26 protein-coding genes are annotated in these 25,037 nt (G+C 60.8%); 8 read left to right on the plus strand and 18 right to left on the minus strand.

Annotated elements, in window-relative coordinates; all coding sequences use genetic code 11:
* Window positions 1-28: 28 nt before the first annotated feature.
* Complete coding sequence (locus EJA72_RS17790; RefSeq protein WP_157712729.1) at window positions 29-790, minus strand: YdcF family protein; 762 nt, start codon at window positions 788-790, stop codon at window positions 29-31.
* 112 nt (window positions 791-902) lie between these two features.
* Entirely contained in the window at window positions 903-1,223 is a 321-nt protein-coding gene (locus EJA72_RS17795) for a hypothetical protein (protein WP_157712730.1), read from the minus strand.
* A gap of 280 nt (window positions 1,224-1,503) precedes the next feature.
* Here EJA72_RS17795 and leuS point away from each other — a divergent pair, with 280 nt between their 5' ends.
* The 5 genes from leuS to EJA72_RS17820 all read left to right on the plus strand — a co-directional run bounded on the left by leuS (window position 1,504) and on the right by EJA72_RS17820 (window position 7,652).
* The gene (leuS, locus tag EJA72_RS17800) at window positions 1,504-4,110 is read left to right on the plus strand and encodes a leucine--tRNA ligase (RefSeq protein WP_157712731.1); all 2,607 of its coding nucleotides are present in this window, start codon (window positions 1,504-1,506) and stop codon (window positions 4,108-4,110) included.
* 88 nt (window positions 4,111-4,198) lie between these two features.
* Entirely contained in the window at window positions 4,199-4,804 is a 606-nt protein-coding gene (gene lptE / locus EJA72_RS17805) for an LPS assembly lipoprotein LptE (protein WP_157712732.1), read from the plus strand.
* 39 nt (window positions 4,805-4,843) lie between these two features.
* The gene (gene holA / locus EJA72_RS17810) at window positions 4,844-5,881 is read left to right on the plus strand and encodes a DNA polymerase III subunit delta (RefSeq protein ID WP_157712733.1); all 1,038 of its coding nucleotides are present in this window, start codon (window positions 4,844-4,846) and stop codon (window positions 5,879-5,881) included.
* A 221-nt stretch (window positions 5,882-6,102) separates the two neighbouring features.
* The gene (gene arfA / locus EJA72_RS17815; protein WP_157712734.1) at window positions 6,103-6,267 is read left to right on the plus strand and encodes an alternative ribosome rescue factor ArfA; all 165 of its coding nucleotides are present in this window, start codon (window positions 6,103-6,105) and stop codon (window positions 6,265-6,267) included.
* Window positions 6,268-6,329: 62 nt separating this feature from the next.
* On the plus strand, window positions 6,330-7,652 hold the full coding sequence (locus EJA72_RS17820; protein ID WP_157712735.1) for a lytic murein transglycosylase: 1,323 nt from the start codon (window positions 6,330-6,332) through the stop codon (window positions 7,650-7,652).
* Window positions 7,653-7,768: 116 nt separating this feature from the next.
* On the opposite strand, the gene EJA72_RS17825 is transcribed toward EJA72_RS17820, so the two are convergent.
* The 13 genes from EJA72_RS17825 to EJA72_RS17885 all read right to left on the minus strand — a co-directional run bounded on the left by EJA72_RS17825 (window position 7,769) and on the right by EJA72_RS17885 (window position 20,309).
* The gene (locus tag EJA72_RS17825) at window positions 7,769-8,719 is read right to left on the minus strand and encodes an LD-carboxypeptidase (protein WP_157712736.1); all 951 of its coding nucleotides are present in this window, start codon (window positions 8,717-8,719) and stop codon (window positions 7,769-7,771) included.
* 143 nt (window positions 8,720-8,862) lie between these two features.
* Window positions 8,863-9,885: a lipoyl synthase gene (gene lipA, locus EJA72_RS17830; protein ID WP_007946663.1), complete on the minus strand. Its 1,023-nt coding sequence runs from the start codon at window positions 9,883-9,885 to the stop codon at window positions 8,863-8,865.
* 1 nt (window position 9,886) lies between these two features.
* Window positions 9,887-10,534 (minus strand): lipoyl(octanoyl) transferase LipB, encoded by a 648-nt coding sequence (lipB, locus tag EJA72_RS17835; protein ID WP_157712737.1) that lies wholly within the window; start codon window positions 10,532-10,534, stop codon window positions 9,887-9,889.
* Window positions 10,534-10,809, minus strand: coding sequence for a DUF493 domain-containing protein (locus EJA72_RS17840; protein WP_157712738.1), 276 nt, complete (start codon window positions 10,807-10,809; stop codon window positions 10,534-10,536). The genes lipB and EJA72_RS17840 overlap by 1 nt, the downstream gene beginning before the upstream one ends.
* An 86-nt stretch (window positions 10,810-10,895) precedes the next feature.
* Window positions 10,896-12,053 (minus strand): D-alanyl-D-alanine carboxypeptidase family protein, encoded by a 1,158-nt coding sequence (locus EJA72_RS17845; RefSeq protein ID WP_157712739.1) that lies wholly within the window; start codon window positions 12,051-12,053, stop codon window positions 10,896-10,898.
* Between the two features lie 182 nt (window positions 12,054-12,235).
* Window positions 12,236-13,246, minus strand: coding sequence for a septal ring lytic transglycosylase RlpA family protein (locus EJA72_RS17850; protein WP_157712740.1), 1,011 nt, complete (start codon window positions 13,244-13,246; stop codon window positions 12,236-12,238).
* Entirely contained in the window at window positions 13,246-14,256 is a 1,011-nt protein-coding gene (mltB, locus tag EJA72_RS17855; protein ID WP_157712741.1) for a lytic murein transglycosylase B, read from the minus strand. The genes EJA72_RS17850 and mltB overlap by 1 nt, the downstream gene beginning before the upstream one ends.
* 17 nt (window positions 14,257-14,273) lie before the next feature.
* Window positions 14,274-15,377 carry a rod shape-determining protein RodA gene (gene rodA / locus EJA72_RS17860; RefSeq protein ID WP_157712781.1) on the minus strand — a complete coding sequence of 368 codons (1,104 nt, stop codon included), beginning with the start codon at window positions 15,375-15,377 and terminating at the stop codon, window positions 14,274-14,276.
* 31 nt (window positions 15,378-15,408) lie between these two features.
* Entirely contained in the window at window positions 15,409-17,304 is a 1,896-nt protein-coding gene (gene mrdA / locus EJA72_RS17865) for a penicillin-binding protein 2 (protein WP_157712742.1), read from the minus strand.
* A gap of 10 nt (window positions 17,305-17,314) precedes the next feature.
* A complete protein-coding gene (gene rlmH / locus EJA72_RS17870; RefSeq protein ID WP_007937439.1) occupies window positions 17,315-17,782 on the minus strand; it encodes a 23S rRNA (pseudouridine(1915)-N(3))-methyltransferase RlmH in 468 nt (155 codons plus the stop codon).
* 9 nt (window positions 17,783-17,791) lie between these two features.
* Window positions 17,792-18,286, minus strand: coding sequence for a ribosome silencing factor (gene rsfS / locus EJA72_RS17875; protein ID WP_157712743.1), 495 nt, complete (start codon window positions 18,284-18,286; stop codon window positions 17,792-17,794).
* Window positions 18,287-18,358: 72 nt separating this feature from the next.
* Window positions 18,359-19,069, minus strand: coding sequence for a nicotinate-nucleotide adenylyltransferase (gene nadD / locus EJA72_RS17880; protein ID WP_157712744.1), 711 nt, complete (start codon window positions 19,067-19,069; stop codon window positions 18,359-18,361).
* Window positions 19,038-20,309, minus strand: coding sequence for a glutamate-5-semialdehyde dehydrogenase (locus EJA72_RS17885; RefSeq protein ID WP_157712745.1), 1,272 nt, complete (start codon window positions 20,307-20,309; stop codon window positions 19,038-19,040). Before EJA72_RS17885 ends, nadD begins: the two co-directional genes overlap by 32 nt.
* Window positions 20,310-20,498: 189 nt before the next feature.
* Here EJA72_RS17885 and EJA72_RS17890 point away from each other — a divergent pair, with 189 nt between their 5' ends.
* Window positions 20,499-21,197 (plus strand): DNA-3-methyladenine glycosylase, encoded by a 699-nt coding sequence (locus tag EJA72_RS17890; RefSeq protein ID WP_157712746.1) that lies wholly within the window; start codon window positions 20,499-20,501, stop codon window positions 21,195-21,197.
* Between the two features lie 162 nt (window positions 21,198-21,359).
* Entirely contained in the window at window positions 21,360-22,676 is a 1,317-nt protein-coding gene (locus EJA72_RS17895; RefSeq protein ID WP_157712747.1) for a bifunctional DedA family/phosphatase PAP2 family protein, read from the plus strand.
* Window positions 22,677-22,698: 22 nt separating this feature from the next.
* Here the strand turns inward: EJA72_RS17895 and EJA72_RS17900 are convergent, their stop codons facing one another.
* From EJA72_RS17900 to EJA72_RS17910, 3 genes are read right to left on the minus strand one after another with little or no spacing between them, the layout of a single operon-like run.
* Window positions 22,699-23,289 carry an LON peptidase substrate-binding domain-containing protein gene (locus tag EJA72_RS17900; RefSeq protein ID WP_027924305.1) on the minus strand — a complete coding sequence of 197 codons (591 nt, stop codon included), beginning with the start codon at window positions 23,287-23,289 and terminating at the stop codon, window positions 22,699-22,701.
* Between the two features lie 10 nt (window positions 23,290-23,299).
* On the minus strand, window positions 23,300-24,016 hold the full coding sequence (locus tag EJA72_RS17905; RefSeq protein WP_157712748.1) for an LrgB family protein: 717 nt from the start codon (window positions 24,014-24,016) through the stop codon (window positions 23,300-23,302).
* Window positions 24,013-24,375, minus strand: coding sequence for a CidA/LrgA family protein (locus tag EJA72_RS17910; RefSeq protein WP_157712749.1), 363 nt, complete (start codon window positions 24,373-24,375; stop codon window positions 24,013-24,015). The genes EJA72_RS17905 and EJA72_RS17910 overlap by 4 nt, the downstream gene beginning before the upstream one ends.
* 183 nt (window positions 24,376-24,558) lie before the next feature.
* Here EJA72_RS17910 and EJA72_RS17915 point away from each other — a divergent pair, with 183 nt between their 5' ends.
* Entirely contained in the window at window positions 24,559-25,014 is a 456-nt protein-coding gene (locus EJA72_RS17915) for a MaoC family dehydratase (RefSeq protein ID WP_157712750.1), read from the plus strand.
* The last annotated feature ends 23 nt before the right edge of the window (window positions 25,015-25,037 follow it).

The following is a 25,037-nucleotide window of genomic DNA, read 5'->3' on the forward strand; positions in this document are numbered from 1 at the left end:
CCACAGGGATCAGTGCCTGCAAATTGGGTCAGCGGTAGAAGAACCAATACCCGATCTGCCCCGCCGCCTCATTCAACAATTGCCCGCTCTGCCAGATCGACTTGAATTCCGGCATCCAGCCACCCAGCGGTCGGGCGTTGTCCACGCCCAGGAACCCCACCGGCGCGGCCACCACCTCGAACCCCGCCTTCTGGAAGCTCCAGACCGCCCGCGGCATGTGCCAGGCCTGCGTCACCACCACGACGCGCTTGATCCCTTGCGGCAGCAACACGTCGGCGCTGAACTGCGCGTTCTCCCAGGTCGTCCGGCTGCGCCCTTCCTGCCAGCGCACGGTCACACCGAAATCATCGAGCATCGAGTCCGCCATCAACTGGGCCTCTGTCGGCGGCGTACCGTAATGCAGGCCGCCACTGGTCAGGATCGGCAGGCCTGAGGCCTTGGCTAGCCTGGCGGCATAACGTTCTCGACCCAGGCCTATGCCGGTCGGCTGATCGGCGCCCCAGGCCAGGTCGCCACGCTCACGACCCGAGCCCAGCACCACGATGGCGTCCGCACGCTGCCCCAGCGTTGCCCATTCGTCGCGTGCCAGCGGCGGTTCCCGCTCAAGGGCGGCGGCGCCCCACTCCACCATCACCGGCAGGCTCATCAGCCAGAACCCGCCCACACCGAGCGCAAAGCACAAACCAGCAAGGCGAGGCCTTGAGCGGCGCAACCACCAGGCAAGCACCAACAGCAGCAAAAGAATGCCGGGCGGCAGCAGAAGTTGTTTTACGAAATAACGAAAAGGCATCGAGCATCTCCAGAGATGCTCGAAGCCTAAGTGGGTTGACGCAATGCGACAACAAATGCGGAAGGACTATGCTCTAAATAAACATCAGTCATGGTTTCAGCTTCAAGTGCCCTTACTTGAATTGCAGGGACCGGACCTTTACCGCGTCTCTGCCGGGAGTCTTGTCCTTTAGCCAGATGATCTTGGCCGAACGTGGTGCGTCGAGCTGCTTCACTGCTTCTGACAAGCATCCGTGTGTTTCACGTTCGCTGCGATCCAGATACGCCTTGACCAGTGCAAACTCAGCGGGGCTCAGGCCACGCAGTTCCAGCTCAAGAGGACGTTCGTCACGCAGCTGACCAGCGGTTTTTGCCGCGTCCAGGGCCATGCCCAGACGATCGATCAGTCTTTCGTACAGCTCCGGTTTTGTAGCTTTTTGCTGTGACTCAACCATCCCTCACCTCATTGAAGAATAAGACGTACTCCCCATTTAGAGCTTAGCTTCGCTCGACAAACCGGCTGGACGCCGCGACCAACGGCCCTCGCAGCAGATTTTGACCGTTGCGTGGCAGCAATCAGGGTTTCCCTCGGTAGAGTGCGGTCATGTATGCTACGGCGCTTCCTGTAACTCCACTTCCAGCTTGTCTGGGCCACGAAACGCCGATTCGGCGTGATCATCGCCCAGCGTTGCATCGAAGAGGATTAGGCCACCCCTATTCAGTTCAAAAGTAGCCATGCACGAACAATATCAGCCCCGTGAAATCGAAGCCGCCGCCCAGTCGTTCTGGGACGAGCAAAAGTCCTTTGAAGTCAGTGAACAGCCAGGCAAGGAGACTTTCTACTGCCTGTCGATGTTCCCTTACCCCAGCGGCAAGCTACACATGGGGCACGTGCGCAACTACACCATCGGCGACGTGATCTCCCGCTACCAGCGCATGCTGGGCAAGAACGTCCTGCAACCCATGGGTTGGGACGCCTTCGGCATGCCGGCGGAAAACGCCGCGATGAAGAACAACGTAGCGCCCGCCAAGTGGACCTACGAAAACATCGCCTACATGAAAACCCAGCTGCGCAGCCTGGGCCTGGCGGTGGACTGGTCCCGCGAAGTGACCACCTGCAAGCCGGATTACTACCGCTGGGAACAATGGCTGTTCACTCGCCTGTTCGAAAAAGGTGTGATCTACAAGAAAAGCGGCACCGTGAACTGGGACCCGGTCGACCAGACCGTTCTGGCCAACGAGCAGGTGATCGACGGTCGCGGCTGGCGCTCCGGCGCGCTGATCGAAAAACGCGAAATCCCGATGTACTACTTCAAGATCACCGCCTACGCGGATGAACTGCTGGAGAGTCTCGACGATCTGCCGGGCTGGCCTGAACAGGTCAAGACCATGCAGCGCAACTGGATCGGCAAGTCTCGCGGGATGGAAGTGCAGTTTCCGTACAACGTCGACTCCATCGGCGAAACCGGCACCCTGAAAGTCTTCACCACCCGTCCGGATACCCTGATGGGCGCGACGTATGTTGCCGTCGCCGCTGAACACCATCTGGCCGCACTGGCCGCGCAGAACAACCCTGAGCTGCAAGCGTTCATCGCTGAATGCAAGGGCGGCAGCGTTGCCGAAGCCGACGTCGCCACTCAAGAGAAAAAAGGCCTGCCGACCGGCCTGTTCGTCGAGCACCCGCTGACCGGTGAAAAACTGCCGGTATGGGTCGCCAACTACGTGCTGATGCACTACGGCGATGGCGCTGTGATGGCTGTTCCGGCCCACGACGAGCGTGATTTCGAATTCGCCCACAAGTACAACCTGCCGGTCAAATCGGTGGTGCGTACCAGCTCCGGTGACACCAACCCGGCGCCTTGGCAGGACGCTTACGGCGAACACGGCACGCTGATCAATTCCGCCGAGTTCGACGGTCTCGACTTCGCAGGCGCCTTCGACGCCATGGAAGTCGCGCTGATCAAGAAAAACCTCGGCGCCTCGCGCACCCAGTTCCGCCTGCGCGACTGGGGCATCAGCCGCCAGCGCTACTGGGGCTGCCCGATCCCGATCATCCACTGCACCACCTGCGGTGATGTGCCGGTGCCGGAAGACCAATTGCCTGTCGTTCTGCCGGAAGACGTCGTTCCGGACGGCGCCGGTTCGCCATTGGCGCGCATGCCCGAGTTCTACGAGTGCAGCTGCCCGAAATGCGGCGCACCGGCCAAGCGTGAAACCGACACCATGGACACCTTCGTCGAGTCCTCGTGGTACTACGCCCGTTACGCCTCGCCGCACTATGAAGGCGGTCTGGTGGAAAAATCCGCGGCGGACCATTGGCTGCCTGTGGACCAGTACATCGGCGGTATCGAACACGCCATTCTCCACCTGCTCTACGCGCGCTTCTTCCACAAGCTGATGCGCGACGAAGGCCTGGTGAGCTCCAACGAACCGTTCAAGAACCTGCTGACCCAAGGCATGGTGATCGCCGAGACTTACTATCGTCGCGAAGCCAACGGAGCCTACACCTGGTTCAACCCGGCGGATGTCGAACTCGAGCGTGACAGCAAGGCCAAGGTCATCAGCGCCAAGCTGATCGCGGACGGCCTGCCGGTGGAAATCGGCGGCACCGAGAAGATGGCCAAGTCGAAGAACAACGGCGTCGACCCTCAGTCGATGATCGATCAGTTCGGCGCAGACACCTGCCGCCTGTTCATGATGTTCGCCTCGCCACCCGACATGAGCGCGGAATGGTCCGACTCCGGCGTGGAAGGTTCGCACCGCTTCCTCAAGCGCGTCTGGCGCCTGGCTCAAGCCCACGTCACTCAAGGCCTGCCGGGCAAACTGGACGTAGCCGGTCTGAGCGACGAGCAGAAAGTCGTTCGCCGTTCGATCCACCAGGCCATCAAGCAGGCCAGCCACGACGTCGGCCAGAACCACAAATTCAACACCGCCATCGCCCAGGTGATGACGCTGATGAACGTGCTGGAAAAAGCCGCGCAAGCTACCGAACAGGATCGCGCACTGATTCACGAAGGCCTGGAAACCGTGACGCTGCTGCTGGCGCCGATCACCCCGCACATCAGCCACGAGCTGTGGCATCAACTGGGTCACGCTGACCCGGTGATCGACGCGGGCTGGCCGGTGCTGGACGAGAACGCCCTGGTGCAGGACACCCTGCAACTGGTCATTCAAGTGAACGGCAAATTGCGTGGCCACATCGAAATGCCGGCCAGCGCCAGCCGCGAAGAAGTCGAAGCCGCTGCACGGGCCAACGACAACGTGCTGCGCTTTGTCGACGGTCTGACGATTCGTAAAGTGATCGTAGTGCCCGGGAAACTGGTCAATATCGTCGCCAGCTAATTGGATCAGGCGTCAGGTCAAGCCTGGCGCCGAGTAAAACCTTTCGGGCCGCATGATCGGCCCACCTGGTTTCAAGGGGAGCAACAAGATGATCAAACGCAATTTGCTGGTGATGGGCCTCGCCGTTCTGCTGAGCGCCTGCGGTTTCCAGCTGCGTGGCACCGGCACCACCGATCTGGCGATCAAGGAGCTCGACGTGAGCGCCCGTAATGCCTACGGCGAAACCGTGAAGCAACTGCGTCAAGTACTGGAAGGCAGCGGCGTCAAGGTTTACACCGGTGCCCCTTACAAACTGGTGCTGACCGACGAGCAGGAAAACCAGCGCATCCTCAGCTACGCGGGTGCCGGTCGTACGGGTGAGTATCAGGTGACGACCGTGCTGAACTACGATATCCGTGGGGCTCACGACCTGCAGCTGATGAGCGACAAGCTTGAAGTGCAGAAAATCTTTATCCATGACGGCAACAACCTGGTGGGTTCCGACCAGGAAGCCGCCACTGCCCGCAACGAAACTCGTCGCGAACTGATCCAGCGCATGATCCTGCGCCTGCAGCAGCTCTCTCCGGCCCAGCTGGATCAACTGCAGCAGACCGCCGAAGCCCGCGCCAAGGCTGAAGCTGCGGCGCTGGAAGCGGCGCAGAAGGCTGAAGCGAACACCCCGCGCCAGTCGCCTGTCCAGCTGCCGAAGCAGTAAGACTTACGGGGCGCTCAAGCGCCCCGTTTGCCCTCTCTTATGAAGCTCGCTCCCGCCCAACTCGCCAAACACCTGCAAGGTGCCCTCGCGCCGGTTTACATCATCAGCGGCGATGACCCCTTGCTGTGCCAGGAAGCCGCCGACGCCATCCGCGCCGCCGCTCGCCAACAGGGTTTCGACGAACGCCAGGTCTTTGCCGCCGATGCCAGCTTCGACTGGGGCACGTTGCTGCAAGCCGGCGCGAGCATGTCGTTGTTCGCCGAAAAACGCTTGCTGGAATTGCGCCTGCCCTCCGGCAAACCCGGGGACAAGGGCGCGGCTGCGTTCATCGAATACTGCTCGCGCCCCGCTGAAGACACGGTGCTGCTGATCAGCCTGCCGAAACTCGATGGTAGCGCGCAGAAAACCAAGTGGGGCAAGGCGCTGGTCGAAGGCCAGCAGACGCAGTTCGTACAGATCTGGCCGGTGGAAGCCAACCAGTTACCGAGCTGGATCCGTCAGCGACTGTCCCAGGCCGGGCTTTCCGCCAGCCAGGACGCGGTCGAGTTGATCGCCGCGCGTGTCGAAGGCAACCTGCTGGCCGCCGCCCAGGAAATCGAAAAGCTCAAGCTGATGGCCGAAAGCGGTCAGATCACCGTCGAAACCGTGCAGGCCGCTGTGGCCGACAGTGCACGCTTTGATGTCTTCGGGCTCACCGATGCCATTCTCAACGGCGAGGCCGCCCATGCCCTGCGCATGCTCGAAGGCCTGCGCGGTGAAGGCGTCGAACCGCCGGTGATCCTCTGGGCCCTGGCACGGGAACTGCGCCTGCTGGCCAGCCTGTCGCTGCAATACAGCCAGGGTGTGCCGCTGGACAAAGCCTTCAGCTCGGCCCGCCCGCCCGTCTGGGACAAACGCAAACCACTGATGAGCAAAGCCCTGCAACGCTACTCGGCGCAACGCTGGGCGCAGTTGCTGCTGGAAGCCCAGCGCATCGATGCGCAGATAAAAGGACAGGCCGCAGGTTCGCCGTGGATGAGCCTGAGCCGGTTGTCGTTGCTGATGGCCGGTCAACGCCTGACATTGCCTGCTGAGTAAGGCTTTTGTGGCGAGGGAGCTTGCTCCCGCTGGGTTGCGAAGCGACCCTGAAATCAGTCGCCGCGATTGCCAGATGTTACTCGTTCACCCTTTTCACGACTGCTGCGCAGCCGAGCGGGAGCGAGCTCCCTCGCCACAGGTAACATTTCGGCAGTAGACAGAACGCTGACTTCAGCAGATGATTTCCCCCGCAAAAACCCACTACCCTGCGAGCAATCATCATGAGCAAAAAGCCATCTAAACATGGCCCCAACAAGGCCAAATCCATCATCGCCCAGCCACTGTTCCGCAGCCGTCAGGAACCCGCCGGCAAGGGCAAAGGCAGCTACCGCCGCGAAGCCTTCCAGTCTAAAAGCTGGGAGGCTTCTTACTTTCTGGCGGCCTGAAAGGCAGGCGTTCGCTCAACATGTTAAGGTCTGCACCTGATTCGAATTCCCTGGACCCGTGCATGCCCCTTAGTCTTTCCCGTCGTTGGCATCTGCGCCAACTGATCGCTGCCTCCAGCCTCATTTTGCTTGTCGCCTGCGCGGAAAAACCAACCGCCGCCGACGCCCAGCCGCTTCAGACCTTGCCTGTCGCGTCAGCCCCTGCGGTCATTCCGCCGGTGGTTCCGACCGGTGAAGACCTCGACATCCAGCCCACCCAGACCTTCGCCGAATGGCAGGCGGGCTTCCGTAAGGACGCGCTGGCCGCCGGCATCCGCGCCGACCTGTTCGACCGCGCCTTCGCCAACGTCAGCTTCGATCCCAGCGTGATTCGCGCCGACCGCAGCCAACCAGAATTCTCCCGCCCGGTGTGGGAATACCTCGACGGCGCCCTGTCCCCCCTGCGCGTGCGCAAAGGCCAGTCGCTGGTCAGCCAGTACGCCGACATCCTGCAAAGCATCGAGCAGCGCTATGGCGTTGATCGTCAGGCACTGGTCGCAGTGTGGGGCATGGAAAGTAACTTCGGTCAGTTCCAGGGCAACAAGTCGGTGATCAATTCCCTGGCGACCCTGGCCTACGAAGGCCGCCGCCCCGGGTTCGCCCACGCGCAACTGATTGCTGCCCTGCAGATCCTGCAACAAGGCGACATCACGCCGGAAAAAATGCTCGGCTCGTGGGCCGGCGCCATGGGTCAGACCCAATTCATCCCGACGACCTACAACACCCACGCCGTAGACTTCGATGGCGACGGTCGCCGCGACATCTGGGGCAGCCCCGCCGACGCCCTGGCCTCGACCGCCCATTACCTGCAAAGCTCCGGCTGGCAGAAAGGCCAGCCGTGGGGCTTCGAGGTGCAACTGGCGAGTGGCTTCAATTACGTCCTGGCCGACGGCACGATTCGCAAGAGTGTCGCCGAATGGCTGCAGATGGGCGTCACGCTGCCCAATGGCGCCAAGGTGCCGGCCGGTTCAGAACACTTGTCCGCCGCCCTGCTGCTGCCGGCCGGCTACCGTGGCCCGGCTTTCCTGGTCCTCGACAACTTCCGCGCGATCCTCAAGTACAACAACTCGTCGTCCTATGCGCTGGCCGTGAGCCTGTTGTCTGAGCGATTCAATGGCGCAGGCCTGATCAGCGGTTCGTGGCCAAAAGATGATTTGCCGTTGAGCCGCACCGAACGGATCGAACTGCAGAGTTTGCTGAGTGCGCAGAACTACGACGCGGGCACACCCGATGGGATCATCGGCGCCAATACCCGCAAGGCCATTCGTAGTGCTCAACAATCGTTTGGCTGGCCGGCGGATGGTTATCCGACGCACAAGCTGCTCGAAGGCTTGCGCAGCCGCTAAAAGCTTCGCGGGCAAGCCTTGCTCCTACCCGGTCCCCGGCGTACGCAATATCACGTACACCGGGAACTGTAGGAGCATGGCTTGCCCGCGAAGACTGACTGACAGGCGACAAACACCTAACGCCTGATCACCACATCCTGCTCCAACACCAACTCCTTGCCCCCCGCATCCAGCTTGACCAATGCCCCCATCGGCAATGTCAGGTTCGGGTCGCAATGCCCGCTGCGCCACCCGGACAGCACCGGTATCCGCAACGGTTCAAAGGCCTGCTTGAGCAACCGCTCCAGCGCCGTCGTATCCACCCCGGCCACATCTCCCACCAGAACCCCGCGCAACTTGCCCAGCGTGCCCGCCAGGCGCAGATGCGTCAGCAACCGGTCGATGCGATACAGCGGCTCGTTGATGTCTTCCATAAACAGAATGACGCCTTCGGCATCAATTTCATAAGGCGTGCCCATGGTCGCGGCGATCATCGACAGATTGCCGCCCAACAAACGCCCGTGAGCGATGCCAGGCGCGATAGTGGTCAACGGATAGGCCTTGGGGTGCGCCAGCAGGCTACCGGCCTTCACCTGGCCTCTGAGCATGTTGAAAAACGATGACTCGGTGGGTGGCTGCCGCTCACCCAGCAAGTCGGCGTTAAGCAGCGGACCGTGAAACGTCACGAACCCTGCATAACGGCTGATTGCGACATGCAGCGCAGTGATATCGCTGTAGCCGATGAACGGCTTGGCGTTGTTGCGCAGCAGTTCGAAGTCGATGCGATCAAGCAGCCGCGGCGTACCGTAACCACCACGCAGGCAGATGATGGCGTCGATTTCAGGATCGGCAAAAGCGGCGTGCAAATCGTTGAGGCGAATATCGTCACTACCGGCCAGGTAGCCGTCTTTTTTGTACACCCCGGGAAACACCCGTATTTCGTAACCGCGAGCGCGCATCCACGTGACGGCTTTATGGGTGTCCAGCGCGGCGGGACCGGCGGGCGCAATGACGCCGATCAACCCTTCCGACGGCAGGGCAGGAACAGCGGCATGTGGACATAGGGTGTGGGTTGGTCGAACAGTCATCCATGAATCTCCCCGCATGTAAGCATCAAACACACAGTAGTCAGGAAAGGGAATAAACAGAAGGGGACAGTGGCCGCGAGGCAGACAAAAAAACGCCCGCGAGGTCATTAACCTTGCGGGCGCTTTGCGCTTCTATCAGCCGATCACGACGACATCAGCTCGGCTTTAACCAGCTTCGCCTGCTCATCGGCGTGGTACGACGAGCGTACCAACGGGCCGGACGCGACGTTTTTGAAGCCCATTTTGTAACCTTCTTCGGCAAACCAGGCGAACGTGTCCGGGTGCACGAAGCGCTGGACCGGCAAGTGGCTGCGCGATGGCTGCAAGTACTGGCCCAGGGTCAGCATGTCGATGTCGTGCTCGCGCATGCGTTTCATGACTTCGATGACTTCTTCGTCAGTTTCGCCCAGGCCCAGCATCAGGCCGGATTTGGTCGGAATGTGCGGCATCATCTGCTTGAAGCGTTGCAGCAGGGTCAGCGACCACTGGTAATCCGAACCCGGACGCGCGGCCTTGTACAGGCGCGGTACGGTTTCCAGGTTGTGGTTGAACACATCCGGCGGCTCGGCGGCGGTGATTTCCAGCGCAACGTCCATGCGGCCACGATAGTCCGGAACCAGGGTTTCGAGCTGCACGTTCGGCGAGAGCTTGCGGATCTCGCGGATGCAATCGGCAAAGTGCTGGGCACCGCCGTCACGCAGGTCATCGCGGTCAACCGAGGTAATCACCACGTACTTGAGCTTCAGGTCGGCGATGGCGATGGCCAGGCTTTCCGGCTCGTTCACGTCCAGAGGTTTCGGACGACCGTGGCCCACGTCGCAGAAAGGGCAACGACGGGTGCAGATGTCACCCATGATCATGAAGGTGGCGGTGCCGCCGGAGAAGCACTCGCCCAGGTTCGGGCAGGACGCTTCTTCGCACACGCTGTGCAGCTTGTGTTTGCGCAGCAGGGCCTTGATACGGTCGACTTCCGGGGAAACCGGAATACGCACACGAATCCAGTCCGGCTTCTTCGGCAGTTCGGTGGTCGGAATGATCTTTACCGGAATGCGTGCAACCTTCTCGGCGCCGCGCAGCTTGACGCCGGCTTCTACCTTGGCACGCGGGGCCGGACGCTCGGTGACATCCAGCGTCGGGATCATGGTTTGCACTGCATCAGTAGTCATATCAGTCGATTCCGCCCGTTAGGGTCGTCTGCTCAGCATAGTCGAGGTGTTTGACGAGCTGCGCGCGCAGCCGGGCACTTACCTCGGCAAATTCAATCGATCCTGCGTGATCGCTTAGCTGGGTCATCGCCAGCCCGGCGTAGCCGCAGGGATTAATCCGTCGAAACGGTTCCAGGTCCATGTCCACGTTCAGGGCCAGGCCATGAAAGGAACAACCGTGGCGAATCCGCAGCCCCAGGGACGCGATTTTCGCTCCGTCGACATAGACACCTGGCGCATCCGGCTTGGCCGCCGCCGTGACGCCGTAACTGGCCAGGAGCTCGATCAGGCAATGTTCCATGCGGGTGACCAGGTCACGCACACCAAAACCCAATTTGCGAACATCGAGCAGCAGGTAGGCCACCAACTGGCCGGGACCGTGGTAAGTCACCTGACCACCCCGATCAACCTGCACCACCGGAATATCACCCGGCAGCAACAGGTGCTCGGCCTTGCCGGCCTGCCCCTGGGTGAACACCGGAGGGTGTTCCACCAGCCAGATTTCGTCCGCGGCATCGCTGCCCCGTTCGTTGGTGAAACGCTGCATGGCATGCCAGACCGGCTCGTAAGCCATCTGGCCGAGCTCGCGAAAGCCCAGCGTGCCAGACATCACAACACCATGTGCACGAAACCGGTAGCGCGCAGAAAGCTGTTGATGTTGTACAGCTGGTCCTGGTCGGTCGCGACGATGTGCAACTGAATGGTGGTGTACTTGCCGTTGCTGCTTTGACGCTCATCGACACGCTCATCGTTGATCGTCGCGTATTTCTTGACGATCTCGATGATCCTGTCCTTATTGCCCACGCCCGTATCGCAGATCACCTTAACCGGATAATCAGTCTGGGGGAATTCGATCTTAGGCGCCTTTACTTCGGTATCGGTCATGGCGTAACGGCCTCGTATGCGTAAGCCGTGGTAACGGACATGGCCCCGCTCCGGATGGGAACGGGGCCATGCAGGTCCACACTAATTCAGTTGAACAAGCCGTAGAAGAATAGACGGATGCTATCCCACATGCGGCGGAAGATACCACCCTCCTCGACAGCGTCCAGGGCGATCAGGTCAGCGCTGTGCACGACCTTGTCGTCCAGTTTCACTTCGACTTTACCGATCACGTCGCCCTTGGCGATTGGCGCAACCAGTTGCGGGTTCATGGTCATGCTGGCGGCAAGCTTTTTCAGCTGACCTTTTGGCAGGGTCATGGTCAGGTCTTCAGCCAGGCCGGCCTTGACTTGATTGGTGGTGCCTTTCCAGACCGGCGCCTGAGCCAGCTCGGTGCCTTTCTGATAGAAGGTCTGGGTTTCGAAGAAACGGAAACCGTAGGTCAGCAGCTTCTGGGTTTCAGAGGCACGGGCCACTTCGCTGTTGGTGCCGAACACCACAGCGATCAGGCGCATGCCATCACGTACAGCCGAAGACACCATGCAGTAGCCCGCTTCGTCGGTGTGGCCGGTTTTCAGACCGTCGACGGTCTTGTCGCGCCACAGCAGCAGGTTACGGTTAGGTTGCTTGATACCGTTCCAGAAGAACTCTTTCTGCGAGTAGATCGCGTAGTGAGCCGGGTCTTCGTGGATGATCGCGCGGGCCAGCACGGCCATGTCGTGAGCCGACGAGTAGTGCTCTGGGTTCGGCAGACCGGTCGGGTTCATGAAGTGGCTGTTGGTCATGCCCAGGTCGGCCACGGTTTTGTTCATCATGTCGGCGAAGGCGTCTTCGCTGCCGGCGATGTGCTCGGAGAGCGCAACACTGGCGTCGTTACCCGACTGAATGATGATGCCGTGCAGCAGGTCGCTGACAGTGACTTGCGTGCCGACCTTGATGAACATCCGCGAACCGCCGGTGCGCCAGGCATTCTCGCTGACGGTCACCGGATCGTTTTCGCCGATCTGGCCACGACGGATTTCCAGAGTCGCGATGTACGCGGTCATCAGCTTGGTGAGGCTGGCCGGTGGCAGGCGCTGGTCACCGTTGTTCTCGACCAGCACGTTGCCGCTGCTGGCATCCATGAGCACATAGGCCTTGGCGGCCAGTTGCGGTGGCGACGGCATCATCTCGACCGCGAACGCGGCAGGTGAGAGGAGCAGCGGTACTAACAGGAACAGGCGTTTGGCAAAGGTGGTGATGTTCATCCGTCTCTCGAAATCGCTAATGGAAACTGCCCAGGGGCAAAACTAATCAGACAGCTTTCTAACGAGCTGTCGCGTGTTCAGTTGTTCAACTCAGAACCCTTGCCGGGCTTTTGTTCTTCAACGAGCCAACAACCCGGTTCACCCCCCAAACCGCAAGCGAACCGTCAATCAAGTACTACGTGTTACTCGGCGGTGACCAGACTCGGCGAACCGAGATTGGCCATGCGCACGCTGTTCTGCACCTGCTGGATCTCACCCTGGGAACCGATAGGCCCCAGACGCACCCGATGCAGGGTTTGCTGGTTACGCACGATCGAGCTGATGAACACCGGAGCGCTCACCATCCCGCTGAGCTTCGATCTCAGGAGTTCTGCAGCGTCCGGGTTGGCGAACGCGCCCACCTGCAGATACTGGCCAGAGGCTGGTACAGAAGCGTTTTTTTTTGCATCGATCTGCACGGGCACGACAGCGGCGGCGTGTTGCTGCGGCGGCGGTGTCCATTGCTCGACGGTACCGGCCGAGGCCGTAATCGTCGGGCCGCTATTCTGCGCGACTTGCGGCTCGTTGAGCATCAAAGGCGCCGGACGGCCTTTTTGTGCCCACCACTGCTGCGGGTCGATGCCTTCGACCTTGACCCGCGCGGTGCCGATCTCGGCATAGCCGAGCTTCTTGGCGGCTGCGTAGGACAAATCGATGATTCGGTCTGAGTAGAACGGGCCGCGGTCGTTGACGCGCAGGATCACGCTCTTGTTGTTGTCCAGGTTGGTCACCCGGACGTAACTCGGCAGGGGCAGCGTCTTGTGCGCGGCGCTCATGCCGTACAGGTCGTACACCTCGCCATTGGCGGTGTTCTGGCCATGGAACTTGGTGCCGTACCACGACGCTGTGCCCGACGCGACGTAGGTCTTGGAGTCTTGCAGCGGGAAGTACGTCTTGCCCAGTACGGTGTACGGGTTGGCTTTATAAGGGCCGGTGTGCAGGGTCGGCGTGGCATCCGGGATGCGCGAAACGTCGACGTCCCACCAGGGCGCGCCGTCTTTGTGAGCGCGGTTGATGTCGAGCCCGGGCGTAGCACGCACCGCGGTCGAAGACTTCTGCGTCGGCGAACGGCTGGTCGAACAACTGGCGACCAGCACCGCCAACGCGGCGAAAGCCATCAGCTTCAGGGGTTTTTTCATAGGCAATGCCCGCATTACTTGACGCCCCGTGCTTGGACCAGCTGTTCAGACAGTTGATGTACCGCCATGGCGTACATCACGCTGCGGTTATAACGCGTGATTGCATAAAAATTCTTCAGGCCCATCCAGTATTCGGAGCCATTGTCGCCTTCCAGGCGGAACGCCGTGACCGGCATGTCATCACGAAGCGCATCATGACTCGACCACCCCAAGGCTCGCAACTCCCCGACTGTTTTAGTCGGCTCGATGCCCGCGGTCAAACCCTCGTCGACCTGATCACCACGCACATCGGCGCGACTGACGACCGGTTCGCCCGCGACCCAGCCGTGGCGCTTGAAATAACTGGCAACGCTGCCGATCGCATCATCCGGATTGGTCCAGATATTGATGTGGCCGTCACCGTCGAAGTCCACCGCATAGGCGCGGAAACTGCTTGGCATAAACTGCGGCAACCCCATCGCCCCGGCGTAGGAGCCTTTCAGGGTTAATGGGTCCACCTGCTCTTCCCGGGCCAGCAGCAGAAACTCGCGCAATTCCTTGCGGAAGAATTCAGCGCGGGGAGGATAGTCGAAACCCAGGGTCGACAAGGCGTCGATCACCCGATAATTGCCGGTATTGCGGCCGAAAAAGGTCTCAACGCCGATGATCGAGACGATAACCTGGGCCGGCACACCGTATTCCTGCTCGGCACGGGCCAATACGGCCTCGTGCTGGCGCCAGAAATCCACACCACGGGCGATGCGCGCGTCGGTGATGAACATCGGGCGATATTCGTTCCACTGCTTGACCCGTTCAGCGGGTTTCGAGATCGCGTCCAGAATGGCCTGCTTACGCTCGGCCTCGCGGAACACGCCCATCAATTGTTCACCGGCGAACCCGTAGTCGCGGGTCATTTCACCGACGAATTCGGCCACCTGGGGTGTGCCTTCGTAATCGCCGGCCGACGCTTCCTGCGCGGAGCCAAGGATGCTTACCAGGCCGACCCACGGCGCATTTCGAGTCGCCCAGCCACGCATTACTTGCATTGAAATCTTCACCTTATTCAAACCTGCGCGATCCACTTACGATGGGTATGGATCGACATCAAAACCCCAAACGCTGACAGCAGCGTTACCAGCGAAGTTCCTCCGTAGCTAATGAACGGCAACGGCACCCCCACCACCGGCAACAGGCCACTGACCATACCGATGTTGACGAAAACGTAAACAAAAAACGTCATGGTCAGGCTGCCCGCCAGCAATTTGCCGAACAATGTCTGGGCCTGGGCGGTAATCACCAGCCCGCGACCGATCAGCAACAGGTAAATCAGCAGCAGCGCGCAAATGCCCACCAGGCCGAATTCTTCGCCCATGACCGCAATAATGAAGTCGGTGTGGCTTTCCGGCAGGAAGTCCAGGTGCGATTGGGTGCCCAGCAACCAGCCTTTGCCAAAGACGCCGCCGGAGCCGATGGCGGCTTTTGATTGAATGATGTTCCAGCCTGTCCCCAGCGGATCGCTCTCGGGGTCGAGGAACGTCAGGATTCGCTGCTTCTGGTAGTCGTGCATGATGAAGAACCACATCGCCACGGCCACCGGCACGGCAGCCGCCAGTACGCTGAGAATCCAGCGCCAGCGCAGACCGCCCATGAACAGGACGAACGCGCCACCGGCGAGGATCAGCAGCGAAGTGCCGAGGTCCGGCTGGCGCACGATCAGGATAAAGGGCAAGCCGATCAGGAACAGGCTCACACCTACGTGTTTGAGCTGCGGTGGCAACGTACGCTTGGACAGGTACCAGGCAATCGTCGCCGGCATCAGGATCTTCATGAACTCCGACGGCTGGAAGCGGATCACCCCGGGAATATTGATCCAGCGCGTGGCCCCCATGGCGTTGTGGCCCATGACGTCCACCACCACCAGCAACAGCACGCCGATCACATAACCCACCGGCACCCAACGCGCCATGAAACGTGGCTCGAACTGGGCGATGACCACCATCGACACCAGGCCGATACCGAACGAAGTGGCCTGCTTGGCCAGCAGATCCCAGCTCTTGCCGCTGGCCGAATACAGCACGAACAGGCTGCCGGCCGCGAGGGTCAGTAACAGGATCAGCAACGGACCGTCGATGTGCATGCGTTGCAACAGCGTCGCACGGCGACGCATCACATCCTCGCTGGAGAGGATGCGGTCGAAATTACTCTTCACTGGCCGTAGCCTCCGGACTGGTAGGGCTGGCGTATTCGGGCTTCAGTCGACCGTTCTGGTCCAGGAGCCAGGCGTCCATGACTTGACGGACCACCGGCGCGGCGACGCCGGAACCGGACTCGCCGTTCTCGACCATCACCGACACCACGATTTGCGGGTTGTCGGCCGGCGCGAAGCCGACGAACAAGGCGTGGTCACGGTGCCGTTCCTGAACCTTGGAGCGGTCGTACTTCTCGCCCTGCTTGATCGCGACCACCTGGGCCGTACCACTTTTGCCGGCGATCCGGTATTGCGCGCCGATCGATGCCTTGCGCGCCGTACCCCGGGCACCGTGCATCACCTGCTGCATCCCGTGGTTGACCTTGGTCCAGTCGGACGGGTCACGCAGGATGATGTCCGGCATCGGGTTTTCATCCTTGGGCCTTTCGCCTTCGACGGTCTTGGCCAGGTGCGGGCGGTTCCACACGCCTTTGTTGGCCACCAGCGCCGTGGCCTGGGCCAGCTGCAACGGGGTCGATTGCATATAGCCCTGGCCGATCCCCAGAATCAGGGTTTCACCCGGGAACCACGCCTGACGCCGGGTTGCACGCTTCCACTCCCGCGAAGGCATCAGCCCCGGGGACTCTTCGAACATGTCCAGGGAGACTTTCTGGCCGATGCCGAACTTGCCCAGGTACGTCGACAACCGATCGATCCCCAGCTTGTGGGCCAGGTCATAGAAGTAGGTGTCGTTGGAACGCATGATCGCTGTGTCCAGATCCACGTAGCCGTCGCCGGTACGGTTCCAGTTGCGGTATTTGTGATCGTAATTGGGCAGCATGTAATAGCCAGGATCGAAGACCCGGGTCGAGGCCGTGACCACGCCCGAATCCAGACCGGCAATGGCGACCGCCGGCTTGATGGTCGAGCCCGGTGGATACAGGCCGCGCAGCACGCGGTTGAACAGTGGCCGGTCGATGGAGTCACGCAACTCCGAATAAGCCTTGAAGCTGATGCCGGTGACAAACAGGTTCGGGTCAAAACTCGGCTGACTGACCATGGCCAGCACTTCACCGGTTTTCGGGTCCAGCGCCACAACAGCGCCACGACGACCACCGAGTGCAGCTTCGGCGGCTTCCTGCAATTTGATGTCCAGGCTCAGGACAATGTCCTTGCCGGAAATCGGCTCGGTACGCTTGAGCACGCGCAATACGCGGCCACGGGCGTTGGTCTCGACTTCCTCGTAACCGACCTGACCGTGCAACTCCGGCTCGTAGAAACGCTCGATGCCGGTCTTGCCGATCTGGTGGGTGCCGCTGTAGCTGACCGGGTCGAGGGTCTTCAGCTCTTTCTCGTTGATCCGCCCCATGTAACCCACCGAGTGCGCAAAATGCGCGCCCTGCGGGTAGTGACGTACCAGCTGCGCGACCACTTCCACCCCCGGCAGGCGGAACTGGTTCACGGCGATGCGGGCGATCTGCTCTTCGGTCAGCTCGAACAGGATCGGCACCGGCTCGAACGGCCGACGCCCCTGACGCATGCGTTTCTCGAAAATCACCCGATCCTCGGGCGTCATTTCGAGCACCTCGACGATCACGTCGAGCACTTGCTGCCAATCGCCGGAGCGCTCGCGGGTCATGCTCAGACTGAAGCTGGGCCGGTTATCCGCCACCACCACGCCATTGCGGTCAAAGATCAGCCCGCGAGTCGGCGGGATGGGCTGCACATGGACGCGGTTGTTTTCCGACAGGGTCGAGTGGTACTCGTACTGGATCACCTGGAGGAAATACAGGCGCGCGATCAGCACGGCGATCAGTGTCACGACCGCAATTGCCCCGAACACGACGCGGCCACGCACCAGACGGGCGTCTTTTTCGTGGTCCTTGATGCGGATCGGCTGGGACATGAGGGCAGAACTACTTGTGGTAAGGGTGGCCGGACAGCACTGTCCAGGCACGGTACAGCTGTTCGCCGATCAGAATGCGCACCAACGGGTGCGGCAACGTCAACGGCGATAACGACCAACGCTGATCAGCCCGCGCACAGACTTCCGGCGCCAGCCCTTCGGGGCCGCCGACCATGAAATTGACCGTACGAGAGTCCAGCCGCCAGCGATCGAGTTCGACCGCCAGCTGCTCGGTGCTCCAGGGCTTGCCATGGACTTCGAGTGTGACAACGCGCTCGTTTGGCCCGACCTTGGCCAGCATGGCTTCGCCTTCCTGACGGATGAAGCGCGCCACGTCGGCGTTCTTGCCACGGGTATTGAGCGGTATTTCCACCAGTTCCAGCGCCAGCTCGGACGGAAGACGCTTGGCATATTCATGCCAGCCTTCTTCCACCCACTTGGGCATGCGAGAACCGACGGCGATCAGTCGCAGTCGCACAGCGGTCCCTTACTGCTGGTCTTTGTTGAGCTTGGCGAAATGCTCATGGGTGTTTTCCGGGCTGTGATGCGCAGCGCTGGCCGAACGGCTTTGCTCTGCACCGGCCCACAGGCGCTCCAGGTCGTAGAACTGGCGTGCCGAGGCAGTCATCATGTGCACGATGACGTCGTCCATATCCAGCAGAACCCAGTCGCTGTCGCCCTTGCCTTCTTCACCCAGTGGCTTGACGCCCTGCAGCTTGACGGCCTCACGGACCTTGTCCAGCATCGCGCCGATCTGGCGGTTGGACGTACCGGTCGCGATGATCATGAAGTCAGTGATGCTCTGCTTTTCACGAACGTCGATCACCTGGATGTCCTGGGCTTTCACGTCTTCCAGGGCGGCTACGGCAACCTTGACCAGCTCTTCGCCGGTCAATGGCGCGCCAATCGGGGCTTCTACTGGCAGCGGGGCGCTCTTGAATGTGCCTTTGCGCTTTACTTTAGCTACGTCTTTGTCAGTCATATAAAACTCGTTTTGCTCGTATGTTCGGGCGCTTCGATACACGTGTTCACGTGCCTTGAAGCGCGCCTTTTTTCAGTTCGACGCACGGTAAAGTCCGTGCGCATCGATGTAGGCCAGGACCGCGTCGGGCACCAGGAAACGTACCGACTTACCGCTGGCCAGCAGTTGACGGATCTGGGTGGCGGATACCGCGAGCGGTGTCTGCCAGACGAATGCAATCTGTCCGCTCGGCCCTTTGAGGGCCAGCGGGTCGCTCACCGAGCGCGCTGCCAGCAGGTTGCGCAAGGCATCCGGCGGTTCGCTGTCGGCATCCGGGCGTTGCAGCACCAGGATGTGGCAATGCTGGAGCAACTCTTCCCAGCGGTGCCAAGTGGGCAGGCCGCAAAATGCGTCCCAGCCCAAAAGTAGAAAAACCTGGTCTTGATCAGCCAGTTCGGCGCGCATCAATTCCAGGGTATCGATGGTGTAGGACGGTTTGTCCCGCTGCAATTCACGGGCGTCCACCACCAACGGCGCCACACCGGCCACCGCGCACTCGACCATCGCCAGACGGTCTTTCGCCGACACCTGTGGCGTATCCCGATGAGGCGGCCTGGCACTGGGTGTCAGGCGCAATTCATCAAGTGCCAGTGATTCGGCGACTTCCAGTGCACTGCGCAAATGGCCGATGTGCACCGGGTCGAACGTTCCGCCCAGCATGCCGATTCGTCGAGGCGCAGGTTCGCTGGCGGTTACCTTGAGGTCGCTCAAGTCAGACCGTCGCCTGGCCGCGCAACTGGCCATCACCGACCACGATGTACTTCTCGCAGGTCAGGCCTTCGAGACCGACCGGTCCGCGGGCGTGCAGCTTATCAGTAGAAATACCAATCTCGGCACCCAATCCGTATTCGAACCCATCGGCGAAGCATGTCGGGGTATTGATCATCACCGATGACGAATCGACTTCAGCCACAAAACGCCGGGTGTCGCCCTGGTGTTCGCTGACAATCGAATCGGTGTGATGGGAACCGTACTTATTAATGTGCTCGATGGCCTGATCCAGCCCGTCAACCACGCGGATCGAGAGAATCGGTGCCAGGTATTCGGTGTTCCAGTCTTCTTCGGTCGCCACAACCGCGTCGATGATTGCCCGGGTGCGCTCGCAACCGCGCAGTTCGACGCCTTTTTCGCGGAACTGTGCGGCCATCGGCGGCAGGAAATCTTTGGCAATAGTTTGATCGACCAGCAGCGTTTCCATCGCACCACAGATGCCATAACGGTAAGTCTTGGCGTTGAAGGCGATGCGCTGGGCTTTCGCCAGGTCGGCGTGAGGACTGACGTAGACGTGGCAGATACCGTCCAGATGCTTGATCACCGGAACGCGAGCGTCGCGGCTGACCCGTTCGATCAGGCCACGGCCGCCACGGGGCACGATGACGTCGACGTATTCAGGCATGGTGATCAGCGCCCCGACAGCGGCACGGTCCGTGGTTTCGACCACTTGCACCACCGCCGCCGGCAAATCGGCTTCGGCCAGGCCGCGCTGGATGCAGGCGGCAATGGCACGGTTGGAATGGATCGCCTCGGAACCGCCCCGCAGAATGGTCGCGTTACCGGATTTCAGGCACAGACTGGCCGCATCGATGGTCACGTTGGGCCGGGATTCATAGATGATTCCGATCACGCCCAATGGCACGCGCATCTTGCCGACCTGAATCCCCGACGGGCGGTAGCTCATGTCACGGATCGCTCCCACCGGGTCAGGCAGAGCCGCGACCTGGCGCAAACCGACGATCATGCCGTCGATGCGCTCCGGGGTCAGCGCCAGGCGCTCCAGCAGTGCCGGTTCAAGACCATTGGCGCGACCTGCGGCCAAATCCAGTTCATTGGCAGCCGTCAGCTCGGCGCGGGCAGCGTCCAGCGCATTGGCAGCAGCCTGCAAGGCGCGGTTTTTTTGCGCGGTGCTGGCACGGCCAATGACGCGAGAGGCCTCGCGGGCAGCGCGACCCAGGCGGGTCATGTACTCAAGAACGGACTCAGTCATTGTCTGTGGTGGTCTTTGCTAAGGTCTTGGTAAAGAGTAAAGCGGCAGATTATAGCTGTCGCGTACCGGGACTAACAGCGGTGACGGGCGGATGGTCGAAATGGAGGGCAATTTGCCGACGTTCAGCCGGGATTAAGACTCAAATTGTTATCATCAGCGCTCAATCAGCCCTGATAAACGCCGTTCATCATGACTAACCTGTCTGTTCGTGCGTCTGCTGCGAGCCTGCCCAAGGGGCTCCCGGACGCGTTTTTCGACCGAGACGCCCAAACCCTGGCGCGGGATTTACTCGGCAAAGTCATCCGTCACCGGGTCGGCGAGCTGTGGCTCAGCGCCCGGATCATCGAAACCGAAGCGTATTACTTCGAAGAAAAAGGCAGCCATGCCTCTCTCGGCTACACAGAAAAGCGTAAGGCTTTGTTTCTGGATGGTGGCCACATCTATATGTATTACGCCCGGGGCGGCGATTCCCTGAACTTCAGCGCCCAAGGTCCGGGCAATGCGGTGTTGATCAAATCCGCTTATCCGTGGGTCGATGAATTGAGCGGCCCCTCGAGCCTGGCGCAGATGCTGCTGAACAATCCGGATGCACAGGGCCGCCCTCGCCCGTCGCAAAAGCTGTGTGCCGGGCAAACATTGCTGTGCAAGGCACTGGGGTTGAGGGTGCCGGTCTGGGATGCCAAGCGCTTTGATCATGAAGTGCTGCTGGTGGAAGATGTCGGCCCGGCACCGGGCCACATTATCCAGACCACGCGCCTGGGCATTCCCCATGGGCGTGACGAACACCTGATGTATCGCTTTGTCGACGCGGCTTACGCGCCCTATTGCACGCGGAACCCGCTGCGCCGGGGGCAGGTCGAAGGTCGCGATTATTTTTTTCTCAGCTGATTAATGAAAATCCCCTGCTCGCGATGGCGGGTGTCAGGCGACATCAATCTCGACTGTAACGCCGCCATCGCGAGCAGGCTCGCTCCCACAAGGTTCTGTGGTGATATGAAAATTGTGTTCGTCCCGTGAGGGCGATTATGGACATTCAATGGAGTTGTCTTTATGGGCCCATGGCTCGATAGCGTGACCGGATGGTTGACGGTCAACCCGCAATGGCTGGCCGCGGCGGTGTTTATAGTGGCCTTTGTGGAATGCCTGGCGATTGCCGGGCTGATCGTGCCCGGCACGGTGTTGTTGTTCGCCGTCGCGGTGCTGGCAGGCAGTGGCGCGCTGTCGTTGAGTGAAACACTGCTGCTGGGCTTCGTCGCCGGCGTGCTGGGTGATGTCGTTTCATATTTCATCGGCCGGCACTTCCACCAGAACATCCGGCGATTGCCCGGGCTGCGTCATCACCCGGAATGGATCGCTGGCGCCGAAGCCTATTTCCAGCGCTACGGCATCGCCAGCCTGCTGGTCGGACGCTTCATCGGCCCGCTGCGCCCCATGCTGCCAATGGTTGCCGGGATGTTCGACATGCCTTTTCCGCGCTTTGTCGCCGTCAGCCTGCTCGCTGCTGCGGGCTGGAGTGTTGCCTATCTGTTGCCGGGCTGGGCCACGGGCGCGGCGATTCGCTTGCCGTTGCCGGAGGGGTTCTGGCCTGAAGCCGGAATTGTCGCTGGCAGCATCGCAGTGATGATCGGCTTGAGCGTCAACAGCAGCCTGCGTCGCCATCGCAAAGCGACGATGCTGATCACCGGCATGAGCGTTTTGATTCTGGCGGGACTGTTTATCGGCTACCCGCACCTGACCGCCCTCGACCAAGGCGTGATGACCCTGGTGCAAGAACATCGCAGCCCGATGCTCGATGAAGTGGCCGTGACGTTCACGCTGATCGGCGAATACCGCAACATGCTGATGTTCAGCGCACTGCTGACGGCGTTGCTGCTGCTCACCCGGCAATGGCGACAGGCGATTTTCGCCTGCAGCACCCTGCTCTGCACCGCACTCGGAAACACCGTCACCAAACAGTTTTTCGCCCGCGTTCGCCCGGAAGTGTTGAGTGATCCGCTCGTGACCTACAGCATGCCCAGTGGCCACGCTTCGGGTTCTTTCGCGCTGTTTCTGACACTCGCCGTGTTGGCTGGACGGGGACAACCACCCCGGATGCGCCTGACCTGGTTGCTGCTGGGTTGCTTGCCGGCGCTGGCGATTGCCCTCTCGCGGGTGTACCTGGGCGCGCACTGGCCAACCGATGTGCTGGCCGGCGCCATGCTGGCGGCTTGCGTGTGTGCGGCGAGCCTTTGGCTGATTCAACGCCAGACACCCCTCACCGCCATGCCGCCCAAAGTCTGGTGGCTAGTGCTGCCGGCAATGGCGGCGTTGTTCGGGTTCTTTGTTTTGAGGCATTTGCCGAATGCGTTGTTGAGATACGCCTACTGACACCGAGTCTTTGCACCATCAATCAGGCAAACAACTCCCCCTGCAACTCATCCAGCAGCGCCTGGATTGCATCCAGTCGTTGTTGCGGGTCATCGAGTTGCAGCAAGTCGATCTTGTCCACTTCTGCGAACGGCAACAGGTAGGCCAGCTGATTGGCCAGTGACTGTTGCCCGGTCGCCTCGGTGCCCATGTTCAGCGCTTCGACCATCGGGTGTTCGGCCAGCGCCTTGAGAAGTGCGACCAGGTCCGCATCCTCATCCTGCAACGGCTGCTCAGGTTCGTCTTCGAGCCACTCAACGTCGGCGACGGTCAACTGATCGCGCTGAACCTCGGTGCGCAGCACATGAAACCGCCGCCCGCCCTGCACCCGAATGCCCAGCAGGCCGTTGTCCTGCTGCTTGAAATCGGTGATCAGCGCTTCACACCCGACCAGCGCATAGCCTGCCGGGGCGATGCCGACCTCTTCGCCGTCAAGAATGCACACCACGCCGAAGCCGCCGCCCTGCTTCATGCAGCGGCTGATCATGTCCAGGTAGCGCGCCTCGAAGATCTGCAAGTCGAGGATGCAGCCGGGAAACAGCACCGTGTTCAGCGGAAAAAGCGGCAAGCTCATAGACATTTCCTTACACCACCATCGACACCGCCAACGGCAGGAACACCGCCGTGGCCACGCCCATCAGACTCATCGCCAGCGCCGCGAAGGCGCCGCACTCTTCACTTTCCTGCATCGCCACCGCCGTGCCGACCGCATGAGCCGTCATGCCCAGCGCCATGCCGCGCGCCTCGGGGCTGTGAACACCAAGGCGCGTCAACAGGCTCGGCCCGAAGATCGCCCCGATCACCCCGGTGATCAGCACGAACACCGCCGCCAGCGCCGCGACCCCGCCAATCTGCTCGGCCACCAGCATGGCAATTGGCGACGTTACCGACTTCGGCGCCATGGTCATCAGGATCATGTGTTCCGCGCCGAACCACCAGCCCAGCAGCACGCCCATGCCGGTGGCGACCACGCCGCCTATCACCAGCGTAGTAAATATCGGCCAGAACAACTGACGAATCCGTCGCAGGTTCAGGTAAAGCGGCACGGCCAGCGCGACCGTCGCTGGGCCGAGCAAGATACTGAGAATCTCCGTGCTCTTGCGGTACTCGGCGTACGTCAGGCCGCAACCCACCAGGACGCCAATGACCAGCAACATGGACACCAGCACCGGTTGCAAAAAGATCCAGCGGGTTTTCTCGAACGCCGCCAGCACCAGTTGATAAGCACCGAGGGTGATGCCAATGCCGAACAACGGATGATGAATGACCGAAGTCCAAGCGCCCTGCCAGTCGAGCATCATGATTGATCCTCGTGATGCGCGTGGCGTTTGACGAGGCGATGCATCAGCACACCGGCGAAAGCCATCGACAGCAGCAGCGACAAGACCAGGGCACCGACGATGGCCCAGAAGTCCGCGGCGATGTCCTTGGCGTAAACCATCACGCCCACGGCCGGCGGCACCAGCAGCAACGGCAGGTAACGCAGCAGGCTGCTGGCCGCCTGGTTCAGCGGCTCACCGACCTGGCCACGGCTGATCAGATACACCAGCAGAAGCAGCAGGCCGATGATCGGCCCCGGCAACACCGGCAGAAACAAATGATTGATGGCGGTGCCCAGCAATTGGAACAGCACCAGCCAGGTCAGGCCACGTAACAACATCCGTCCTCTCCCCCACAAATTCGCGCCCGGCATTATAAGCATGCCAACGCTATGGACCGGCATTCGCCATAAGCATGGTCAGTTGACCTGAGCCTTTTGTCATGGTGATCTAAAGTGGTAATTCGGGAGGTCAAATCCCCCCACCTCAAAACTATAAAACCGATGAACCCAAGGAGAGTCTCAATGCCCTTTGTTCCCGTTGCAGAGCTCAAAGATTATGTCGGCAAGGAACTTGGACGTTCCGAATGGCTAACCATCGATCAGGAGCGCATCAACCTGTTCGCCGAAGCCACAGGGGACTATCAGTTCATCCACGTCGACCCGGTCAAAGCCGCGCAAACGCCTTTTGGCAGCACGATTGCGCACGGTTTTCTGTCGCTGTCGCTGATCCCGAAACTGATGGAAGACATCCTGATCGTGCCTGAAGGCTTGAAGATGGTGGTCAACTACGGCCTCGACAGCGTGCGATTCATTCAGCCGGTCAAGGTCAACTCGAAAGTGCGCCTTAAGGTCGACCTGACCGAAGTCACCGAGAAAAAGCCTGGCCAATGGCTGCTCAAAGCCACCACCACGCTTGAAATCGAAGGGTCGGACAAACCGGCGTACATCGCCGAGCCCCTGTCCCTCTGCTTCGTGTAAAGCCTCCCGGAAGCGAAGCAGCT

It is taken from the genome of Pseudomonas sp. PB120 (assembly GCF_009761815.1).
GTDB lineage: Bacteria > Pseudomonadota > Gammaproteobacteria > Pseudomonadales > Pseudomonadaceae > Aquipseudomonas.

Excerpts from the sequence above, each read along its gene's own strand:
- EJA72_RS17790 (WP_157712729.1), bottom strand. The coding sequence starts at position 790 with ATGCCTTTTCGTTATTTCGTAAAACAACTTCTGCTGCCGCCCGGCATT.
- EJA72_RS17795 (WP_157712730.1), bottom strand. The coding sequence starts at position 1,223 with ATGGTTGAGTCACAGCAAAAAGCTACAAAACCGGAGCTGTACGAAAGA.
- leuS (WP_157712731.1), top strand. The coding sequence starts at position 1,504 with ATGCACGAACAATATCAGCCCCGTGAAATCGAAGCCGCCGCCCAGTCG.
- lptE (WP_157712732.1), top strand. The coding sequence starts at position 4,199 with ATGATCAAACGCAATTTGCTGGTGATGGGCCTCGCCGTTCTGCTGAGC.
- holA (WP_157712733.1), top strand. The coding sequence starts at position 4,844 with ATGAAGCTCGCTCCCGCCCAACTCGCCAAACACCTGCAAGGTGCCCTC.
- arfA (WP_157712734.1), top strand. The coding sequence starts at position 6,103 with ATGAGCAAAAAGCCATCTAAACATGGCCCCAACAAGGCCAAATCCATC.
- EJA72_RS17820 (WP_157712735.1), top strand. The coding sequence starts at position 6,330 with ATGCCCCTTAGTCTTTCCCGTCGTTGGCATCTGCGCCAACTGATCGCT.
- EJA72_RS17825 (WP_157712736.1), bottom strand. The coding sequence starts at position 8,719 with ATGACTGTTCGACCAACCCACACCCTATGTCCACATGCCGCTGTTCCT.
- lipA (WP_007946663.1), bottom strand. The coding sequence starts at position 9,885 with ATGACTACTGATGCAGTGCAAACCATGATCCCGACGCTGGATGTCACC.
- lipB (WP_157712737.1), bottom strand. The coding sequence starts at position 10,534 with ATGTCTGGCACGCTGGGCTTTCGCGAGCTCGGCCAGATGGCTTACGAG.
- EJA72_RS17840 (WP_157712738.1), bottom strand. The coding sequence starts at position 10,809 with ATGACCGATACCGAAGTAAAGGCGCCTAAGATCGAATTCCCCCAGACT.
- EJA72_RS17845 (WP_157712739.1), bottom strand. The coding sequence starts at position 12,053 with ATGAACATCACCACCTTTGCCAAACGCCTGTTCCTGTTAGTACCGCTG.
- EJA72_RS17850 (WP_157712740.1), bottom strand. The coding sequence starts at position 13,246 with ATGCGGGCATTGCCTATGAAAAAACCCCTGAAGCTGATGGCTTTCGCC.
- mltB (WP_157712741.1), bottom strand. The coding sequence starts at position 14,256 with ATGCAAGTAATGCGTGGCTGGGCGACTCGAAATGCGCCGTGGGTCGGC.
- rodA (WP_157712781.1), bottom strand. The coding sequence starts at position 15,377 with ATGCGTCGCCGTGCGACGCTGTTGCAACGCATGCACATCGACGGTCCG.
- mrdA (WP_157712742.1), bottom strand. The coding sequence starts at position 17,304 with ATGTCCCAGCCGATCCGCATCAAGGACCACGAAAAAGACGCCCGTCTG.
- rsfS (WP_157712743.1), bottom strand. The coding sequence starts at position 18,286 with ATGACTGACAAAGACGTAGCTAAAGTAAAGCGCAAAGGCACATTCAAG.
- nadD (WP_157712744.1), bottom strand. The coding sequence starts at position 19,069 with ATGGCCAGTTGCGCGGCCAGGCGACGGTCTGACTTGAGCGACCTCAAG.
- EJA72_RS17885 (WP_157712745.1), bottom strand. The coding sequence starts at position 20,309 with ATGACTGAGTCCGTTCTTGAGTACATGACCCGCCTGGGTCGCGCTGCC.
- EJA72_RS17890 (WP_157712746.1), top strand. The coding sequence starts at position 20,499 with ATGACTAACCTGTCTGTTCGTGCGTCTGCTGCGAGCCTGCCCAAGGGG.
- EJA72_RS17895 (WP_157712747.1), top strand. The coding sequence starts at position 21,360 with ATGGGCCCATGGCTCGATAGCGTGACCGGATGGTTGACGGTCAACCCG.
- EJA72_RS17900 (WP_027924305.1), bottom strand. The coding sequence starts at position 23,289 with ATGAGCTTGCCGCTTTTTCCGCTGAACACGGTGCTGTTTCCCGGCTGC.
- EJA72_RS17905 (WP_157712748.1), bottom strand. The coding sequence starts at position 24,016 with ATGATGCTCGACTGGCAGGGCGCTTGGACTTCGGTCATTCATCATCCG.
- EJA72_RS17910 (WP_157712749.1), bottom strand. The coding sequence starts at position 24,375 with ATGTTGTTACGTGGCCTGACCTGGCTGGTGCTGTTCCAATTGCTGGGC.
- EJA72_RS17915 (WP_157712750.1), top strand. The coding sequence starts at position 24,559 with ATGCCCTTTGTTCCCGTTGCAGAGCTCAAAGATTATGTCGGCAAGGAA.